This window comes from Pseudomonas sp. Tn43 (assembly GCF_014192635.1).
Taxonomy (GTDB): domain Bacteria; phylum Pseudomonadota; class Gammaproteobacteria; order Pseudomonadales; family Pseudomonadaceae; genus Aquipseudomonas.
On sequence record NZ_JACHYG010000030.1, the window covers coordinates 1 to 1,341 of the forward strand.

Sequence of the window (1,341 nt, forward strand, 5' to 3'; positions counted from 1 at the left end):
CCCCCCTGTGATCGCCCACTAAGCTTTCACCGGGGGCTCATCGGAGATCATTGCCATGAACAACGTAGCTATCGCCGCCATCGACCTAGGAAAACATACCTTTCACCTCCATGCGCAAGATGATCGCGGCCACGAGGTTTACCGCAAAAAATTTACGCGGGCGGCGCTCACCCGGCACCTCGCCAATCTCGCCCCCTGCACCGTCGTGATGGAAGCCTGCGGCGGCGCCCACTTCATGGCGCAAGAGGTCGCCAAGCTGGGGCATACGCCCAAGCTCATTGCCCCTCATCTCGTGCGTCCGTATGTGAAAAGCAACAAAAACGACTTTGCTGATGCCGAGGCAATCTGCGAGGCGGCGACTCGACCCACGATGCGTTTTGTGCCGCCCAAAACTCAAGCCCAGCAGGCGCTGGCCATGTCCAACTCGCTACGTGAGTCGTTCATTAAAGACCGCACTGCGACCGTCAATCGGATTCACGCAGCCCTTCTGGAGGTTGGCGTCAGCCTGGCCCCTGGCTTCAAAACCATCAAAAAGCTTCCAGCGTTGCTTGAGGTGAGTTCATTTTCTGAACGCATCAAGAAAAATCTGATGCTGCTGCATGGGCACTTCAACTATCTGGATGGACAGGTCAAGTCGCTGGACAAGGACGTGGAGTGCCAGGCCGCCGAAGATGATCTGGCGGCGCGCTTGATGACCATGCCCTGTGTCGGCCCGATCACCTCCAGCGCCCTGGCTGCCGAGTTGGGCGATGGCAAGCAGTTCAAATGCGGCCGAGGCTATGCGGCCTCGATCGGGTTGGTACCCAAACAACATTCCACGGGCGACAAGACCGTACTGTTGGGCATCAGCAAACGCGGCGATCGAAACCAGCGACGCTTACTCATCCAGTGCGCCCGTGTGTACTTGATACAACTGGATCGACAGAAAGGCGCTTTGGCGGACTGGGTCCGCCAGCTCTTGGCGTCCCGCCATCACTCCAATCTTGTGGTTTGCGCGTTGGCCAACAAGCTGGCACGAATCGCCTGGGCGATTGCGGCACACCACACTGAATTCGATGCGGGGCCAGCCGCGATGAACGCCTGACCCCGCTGTCACCCGAGCACCACCCACCTGGTTTTGCGATGCTGGATAACTGATGACGTGAACGGCCAACCGGCCTGACGACAACCCTGGGCTCCTACACGGCTGAAGGGCCGTTAACCTAATTAGGGTCGTTGGGCATCGATTCTCATCGAGGCGCGGGGCCACAAACCCCACTTAGACGCCGGATAGATGAAAGCAAGCCAAACACGCATCAAAAACAGTATTGCAGAAAAGGGGGTAACCATAGATGTAGGAGC

General features: G+C 58.1%; 1 protein-coding gene. It reads left to right on the forward strand.

All coding sequences use genetic code 11. From position 1 onward, the window contains the following. The first annotated feature begins 55 nt into the window (after window positions 1–55). Entirely contained in the window at window positions 56–1,084 is a 1,029-nt protein-coding gene (locus FHW68_RS27045; protein ID WP_183683967.1) for an IS110 family transposase, read from the forward strand. Window positions 1,085–1,341 lie beyond the last annotated feature (257 nt).

Excerpts from the sequence above, each read along its gene's own strand:
- FHW68_RS27045 (WP_183683967.1), top strand. The coding sequence starts at position 56 with ATGAACAACGTAGCTATCGCCGCCATCGACCTAGGAAAACATACCTTT.